Source organism: Pseudomonas sp. GD03858 (assembly GCF_029840925.1).
Lineage (GTDB): Bacteria > Pseudomonadota > Gammaproteobacteria > Pseudomonadales > Pseudomonadaceae > Aquipseudomonas.
Genome location: NZ_JAOCDM010000003.1, coordinates 109373 through 115738, shown reverse-complemented (window position 1 = coordinate 115738; position 6366 = coordinate 109373). Strand labels below are relative to the sequence as shown.

7 protein-coding genes are annotated in these 6366 nt (G+C 66.9%); 5 read left to right on the top strand and 2 right to left on the bottom strand.

Annotated elements, in window-relative coordinates:
- The first annotated feature begins 145 nt into the window (after positions 1-145).
- Positions 146-2539: a TonB-dependent siderophore receptor gene (locus N5D48_RS02055; RefSeq protein WP_279880537.1), complete on the top strand. Its 2394-nt coding sequence runs from the start codon at positions 146-148 to the stop codon at positions 2537-2539.
- 32 nt (positions 2540-2571) lie between these two features.
- On the opposite strand, the gene N5D48_RS02050 is transcribed toward N5D48_RS02055, so the two are convergent.
- Together N5D48_RS02050 and N5D48_RS02045 are read right to left on the bottom strand one after the other, a co-directional pair.
- The gene (locus N5D48_RS02050; protein WP_279880535.1) at positions 2572-3213 is read right to left on the bottom strand and encodes a DUF1109 domain-containing protein; all 642 of its coding nucleotides are present in this window, start codon (positions 3211-3213) and stop codon (positions 2572-2574) included.
- A complete protein-coding gene (locus N5D48_RS02045) occupies positions 3200-3787 on the bottom strand; it encodes a sigma-70 family RNA polymerase sigma factor (protein ID WP_279880533.1) in 588 nt (195 codons plus the stop codon). Before N5D48_RS02045 ends, N5D48_RS02050 begins: the two co-directional genes overlap by 14 nt.
- A 215-nt stretch (positions 3788-4002) precedes the next feature.
- Between N5D48_RS02045 and N5D48_RS02040 the strand changes: the two genes are divergently transcribed.
- The 4 genes from N5D48_RS02040 to N5D48_RS02025 are packed head-to-tail and all read left to right on the top strand — an operon-like array spanning position 4003 to position 6360.
- Entirely contained in the window at positions 4003-4278 is a 276-nt protein-coding gene (locus tag N5D48_RS02040; protein WP_279880531.1) for a DUF2282 domain-containing protein, read from the top strand.
- 16 nt (positions 4279-4294) lie between these two features.
- Complete coding sequence (locus tag N5D48_RS02035; protein WP_279880528.1) at positions 4295-5128, top strand: DUF692 domain-containing protein; 834 nt, start codon at positions 4295-4297, stop codon at positions 5126-5128.
- The gene (locus N5D48_RS02030; RefSeq protein WP_279880526.1) at positions 5125-5880 is read left to right on the top strand and encodes a DNA-binding domain-containing protein; all 756 of its coding nucleotides are present in this window, start codon (positions 5125-5127) and stop codon (positions 5878-5880) included. The genes N5D48_RS02035 and N5D48_RS02030 overlap by 4 nt, the downstream gene beginning before the upstream one ends.
- A 12-nt stretch (positions 5881-5892) precedes the next feature.
- Positions 5893-6360, top strand: coding sequence for a DoxX family protein (locus tag N5D48_RS02025; RefSeq protein ID WP_279880524.1), 468 nt, complete (start codon positions 5893-5895; stop codon positions 6358-6360).
- Positions 6361-6366 lie beyond the last annotated feature (6 nt).

The following is a 6366-nucleotide window of genomic DNA, read 5'->3' as shown; positions in this document are numbered from 1 at the left end:
CGTGCGCAGGCCCTTGCCCTGGTGGCACAGCATCGAGCCGCGCTAAGCGAAACAAGAATATTTTGCAGGGGTGTTCCGGTTTTTCCGCCCTCGTTCGGATTAGCAGATGAACACACCGTTTCATCCGCCCTGACAAGGAACCTCCATGCCCCTGCTTTCGCTCCCGGTGCGCCTGCGCCCTTTGCTGCTGGCGCTGCCATTGCTGGCCGCCAGCCCCGCCATGGCCGACGACGCGCGCCGCTACGACCTGCCGGCCGGGCCGCTGGCCCAACAGCTCAATCGCCTGGCCAGCGTGGCCGGCATCTACATCGTCGGCGATGGCAACCTCAGCCAGGGCAAGACCAGCACTGCGCTGCAAGGCGACTTCACCGCCGACCAGGCCCTGGAGCGCCTGCTGCAAGGCAGCGGGCTGATCGCCGTGCCTAGCGGCGAGCGCCAGTATCGCCTGTTGCCCCAGCCACAAGGTGCCGCGCTGCAACTGGCGCCGACCGCCGTGGATGCCCGCGCCGACAGCGCCTATGGGGCCGTGGACGGCTACCTGGCAAGCCGCGCCAGCAGCGCCAGCAAGACCGACAGCGCATTGCTCGAAACCCCAGCCTCGGTCTCGGTGGTCACCCGCGACCGCATCAAGGCCCAGGGCGCGCAGACCATCACCGAGGCCCTGAGCTATACCGCCGGCGTGCACACCAATGTGTCCGGCAACAACCCCACCGACAACACCCTGATGGTGCGCGGCTTCCAGCAGATCAACAGCGATGCCTACAGCGACGGCCTGCGCAACAACAACATCGGCTACTACGCCCCCGAGCCCTATGGTCTGGAGCGCATCGAAGTGCTCAAGGGCCCGGCCTCGGTGATCTACGGCCAGGGCGAGCCCGGCGGCATGGTCAACCTGGTGTCGAAGAAGCCGCTGTTCACCGCCCACCGCGAAGTCGGCCTGTCGCTGGGCAACCACGACCGCCAGCAACTGAGCCTGGACGTCGGCGATGTGCTCGACGATCAAGGCGCCCTCGCCTATCGCCTGGTGATGCTGGGCCGCGACGCCGACAACGAAATCGACGGCATCAAGGATGACCGCCAGTACATCGCGCCCAGCCTGACCTGGGCGCTCTCCGAGCACACCAGCCTGACCCTGCTGGCCTCGTACCAGAAGAACACCAACCTGTTCACCTCGAACATGGCCTATTCACTGTTCGACGGTTCCAATCCCAACGGGCGCGTGCCGCGCCACCGTTCACTGAACGAACCTGGCTTCGACCGCGAACAATCCGAGATGAACAACCTCGGCTACGAGCTGACCCATCGCTTCAACGAGACCTTCAGCTTTCGCCAGAACTTCCGCTACAGCCACATGCACGGCTACCAGAATCAACTGTTTCGCAACAGTGGCGTGATCAACGGCAACACCCTGGCCCGCTACTACGAACTACGTGACTACGACAGCGACAACTACACCCTCGACAACCAGTTGCTGGCCAACTTCGCCACCGGTCCCGTGCGCCACGACCTGCTGCTGGGCGCCGACTACCTGCGCGGCCATCGCAGCCAGGACGTGCGCCACGGCGACGCGCCGTCGATCAACATCTATGCCCCCGCGCGCGGGGTGAACATCGACACCTCGCGCTATACCTCGCTGCTGTCCAGCGCCCGTGACGACCGCCAGCTGGGGCTGTACCTGCAGGACCAGATCCACCTGGACAACTGGGTCGCGACCCTTGGCGTGCGCCACGACTGGGCGCGCCAGGACAGCACCAACCGCATCGCCGACAGCCACCAGGTGATCACCGACGAGGCCACCACCACGCGCGCCTCGCTGGGCTACAGCTTCGACCTGGGTCTGTTCCCCTACGTCAGCTACAGCGAGTCGTTCAAGCTGGCCAGCGGCAACAGCTTCGATGGTTCGCCTTTCGAGCCGGAGACCGCCAAGCAGTACGAGGTCGGCATCAAGTACCAGCCGCCCGGCACGGAGAACTACCTCACCCTGGCGGCCTTCGACCTGCGCCGGCAGAACGTCGCCACCTCGGATGTCGCGCATCCGGGGTTCAGCGTGCAGCAGGGTGAAGTCACCTCCCGCGGGATCGAGCTGGAAGGCGTGGCCAAGCCGGTCGATGGCCTGAACCTGATTGCCGCCTACACCTACAACGATGTCGAGGTGAGCAAGGACAATCCCAACGCGCTGGGCCTGAGCAACAAGGGCAACATGCCGGTGCGCGTACCCCGCCACCTGGCCTCGCTGTGGCTCGACTACACCCTGCAGGGCGGGCCGCTGGCCGGGCTGGGCGCGGGGCTCGGCGTGCGCTACACCGGCGCGACCTACGGCGATGCGCAGAACACCTTCGAGGTACCGGGCTATACCCTGGTCGATGCGATGGTGTCCTACGACTTCGGCAAGGCCGACCCGGGCCTGGAGGGGCTGTCGGCCCAGGTGAACGTGAAGAACCTTACCGACAAGTACTATGTGGCGGGCTGCTTCGCCACGGTCGCCTGCCTGCTCGGCACCGGACGCACGGTAACGGCGGACCTGACCTATCGCTGGTGATGGCGCGCCCCGGTCGGCCTGGCCGGGACCGCTCACCAACGCAGCAGTCGAGGCCCCATCAGCGCTCCGAGGACGGTCGGCAACAACATCCCCAGCAGGTACCACAGCCCCCAGAACGGCACCGCCATTTCCGGGCAGTGCAGGCAGTACACGAGGGTCGCGGTGGATCCGGCGAGCAACCCGCCGGCTGCGCCGGCCTGGCGCAGCCGGGTCGGCGCCAGGCCGCGCAGGGCCCAGAACACGGCGGCGAACACGGGCGCCGACAGCAAGGCGATGTTCAACGCGCAGGTGCGCCAGGTGCGACCGAAGATCAGCTCGGCGCGGGCCTCCACCGGCGCGCCGGCCAGGCTCACGGCTGCCCCCAGCCACACCAGCAGCAGCGGCAGGCCGAGCCACCCCCACAGCGCGCCACCGCGCACACCCGGCCTGGCCAGACGCTGGGTCAGCCACAGGGCCAGCAGCCCCAGGCTGGTGGGCAAGGCCAGCTTGGCCCAGAACAACGGCGTGCGCGCCACCTCGGCCAGATCGCTGCGCACGCCGTAGATGGCCAGGGTCATCAACAATGCGCCCAGCATGCCAGCCAATAGCGCCAGCAGCAGGCGTCGCGCCAGCGCATGACGATCCACCGGCTCTGTGGCGGTCGCCAGAAGGCTGATCAGCTCATCGGTCTTCATGGTCGTCTTTACCTCGAATCAACCTTCCCAGGGCCTTGAGCCCCCGGTGTATGCCCACCTTCACCGCCGAACTGGACAGCCCGGTGATACGCGCGGTCTCCTCCACCGACAGCCCTTCCAGCTTGACGTGGACGATGGGCAGGCGCTGCCGGTCGGGCAACTGCCCGAGCAGCTTGTTCAGATCCCGGCTGGCCTGGGCCGGCTCTTCTTCGCCACAGGCGAACAACGCGCTGTCATCCTCCAGCGGCTCGTGGCGCGCCTCGCGCCGGGCCTGGCCGCGCCAGTGGTCGGCCAGCTTGTAGCGGGCGATCGCCTGCACCCAGGCGGTCAGCGGTTGCTGCGCCTGGTAGGTGTGGCGGGCATTGTGCACCGCCAGCAGCACCTCCTGCAGCAAGTCCTCGACCTCGGCCGGCCGCTGCGCCAGGCGCCGACGCAGATAGCCACGCAGGTGCACCGCCAGCGCGGCGAGGAATTCGCGATAGGCCCCGGCGTCACCGGCCAGCCCAAGCAACAGCAGGGCCTGCAGCTGTGACTCACGTGCGCTGAGCACATCCTGTGGGTTAGTTCGTTGCATCGGCCGCCGGGGTTACACCGTCAGTGGGTTTCTTTTTTTATCCAACCATCGCCGCCACGCCGCGCGCAAGCATCGACGCCGCTTCCTTACCTTAGGTGGCCGGCGCAGGTGGCGAAAAAAATTTTGCAGGCGCTGTAACCGCCTCGCCCATCACCGCGAACTACTCCATGAGCCGCCGGTACATCGCCACGGCCCCACCTTCTGGAGACGACACCATGAAAACCCTCGCCCTCGCCACCGCCGCCCTTGCCCTCGCCTCCCTGGCAGGCGCAGCCATGGCCGACGACACCACCAAGGCGGCCACCATGGAGAAATGCTACGGCGTGGCCATGGCCGGCAAGAACGACTGCAAGGCCGGCGCCGGCACCACCTGCGCTGGCAGCGCGAAAAAGGACTACGACGGCATGCACTGGAAAAACGTGCCGACGGGTACCTGCACCTCGATCAAGACCCCCAACGGCATGGGTTCGCTGACCCCGGTCAAGTCCTGAGCAGAGGCCACCGACCATGAACGCACCTGTGCGAATGGGCGCCGGGCTCGGCCTCAAGGCCGAACACTATGCCCAGGCGTGGGACTGCCGCGCCGAAGGGCTGTGGTTCGAAGTCCATGCGGAGAACTACATGGTCGGTGGCCCGCGCCTGGCCTGGCTGCAGCGGATCGCCGAGCGCCATCCGCTGTCGCTGCACGGCGTGGCGCTGTCGCTGGCGGCGGACACCGAGCCGGACGCTGCACACCTGCGGCGCCTGCGCACGCTGATCGACCAGGTACAGCCGACGCTGGTGTCGGAGCACCTGGCCTGGTCGAGCTGGGGCGGGCTGTATTATCCCGACCTGCTGCCGTTTCCACGCAGCCATGAGGCGCTGGCCCGCATCGCCGCCAACATCCAGCGTACCCAGGACGCGCTGGATTGCCGGATTTCCATCGAAAATCCCAGTCACTACCTGCGCCTGGACGGCCATGACTGGGATGAGATCGAGTTTCTCGCCGAGCTGGTGCGGCGTACCGGTTGCGGCCTGCTGCTGGACGTCAACAACGTGCATGTCAGCGCCCACAATCTGGGTTTCGACGCCTGCGACTACCTCGCCCGCTTCCCCGCAGGCGCCGTCACCGAAGTGCACCTGGCCGGACACAGCCAGGACGACCAGGGTGTCCTACTGATCGACTCCCATGATGCCGCCATCACAGCACCGGTATGGGCATCGTACCGGCAGTTGATCGCGCGCATCGGCTCGCGTCCGACCCTGATAGAACGTGACGGCAACCTCCCCGCGTTCGAGGCACTGCTCGCCGAACGTGCGATCGCCCAGTCCACCCTCGACCTGGCGGGAGCCTTGCCATGAGCCTCTCCCTGACACAGTTCCAGAACGCTTTCATCGACGCGCTTTACCTGCGCCCCGCGCCCGAGCTCAGGGTGTTGAGCGCGCAGGCCGCGTTCGCGGTGTACCGCAATACCGTGCTGGCCGGTTGCGTAGACGCACTGCGCGCCAACTTTCCCAGTGTCGAAACCCTGGTGGGCGCGCAATGGATGCACGACGCGGCCGCAGCCTATGCCAGACAATCGCCGCCCTGCGACGCGCGACTGGTGCACTATGGCGCGGCGTTCCCAGCGTTTCTGGATGAGCTCGCAGGCTTCCATTGCTTGCCGTACCTGGCCGATGTCGCACGCCTGGATCATGCCTGGAACGAAGCCTTCAGCGCCCCGGACGACCCTTGCCTGGCACTGGCCGACCTGGCCGGCATGACCGCCTCGGACCTCGAGCACTGCTGCCTCAGCCCTCGTGCCGGCGTGCGCTGGCACTGGTTCGGCCAGCATCCGGCCTACAGCCTCTGGCAGCACTGCCGCGAGGGCCGGGCATGGCCCGAGGATCACCCTTGGGAAGCCGAAGGCGTGCTGTTCGGCGGCGGCCGTGAAGGCGTCATCCACCAGGCACTCGGCCTCGGTGGCTGCATCTTCGTCGATGCCTGTGCCGCCGGCCTACCGCTGGCAAAGGCCTCCCAACTTGCCCAAGGTGCCCAACCCGACCTGGACTTCGGCGCCCTGCTCGGCGCGCTGCTGCGTGCCCAGGCCTTTGGCCCACTGACCTTCGCCTGAAAAGGAGCCGCCATGGACATCAGCCACTCCCGTGCAGCACCCCACGGTCTGCGCCATCACTACAATCGCCTGGCCGAGCGTGCGCAGCACCTGCTCGGCGACAACGTCCTGTGCCTGGTCGCGCGCCTGGGCATCGCCTCGATCTTCTTCCTGTCCGGCCGCACTAAGGTCGAAGGTTTTCTCAGCATCACCCCCGGCACCTACGAGCTGTTCCAGAGCGAGTACGCCTTGCCGCTGGTGTCACCCTGGCTGGCCGCGCACCTGGCGACCTATGCCGAGCACCTGTTCCCGCTATTGCTGGTGCTCGGACTGTTCACCCGACTGTCGGCCCTGGCCCTGCTGGGCATGACCCTGGTGATCGAGATCTTCGTCTACCCCGACGCCTGGCCAACCCACCTGTCCTGGGCAGGTCTGCTGCTGTTGCTGATCGCCCGGGGCGGCGGGGCACTGTCCCTGGACCGGGTGTTGCGGTTGCGCTAAAGAAAA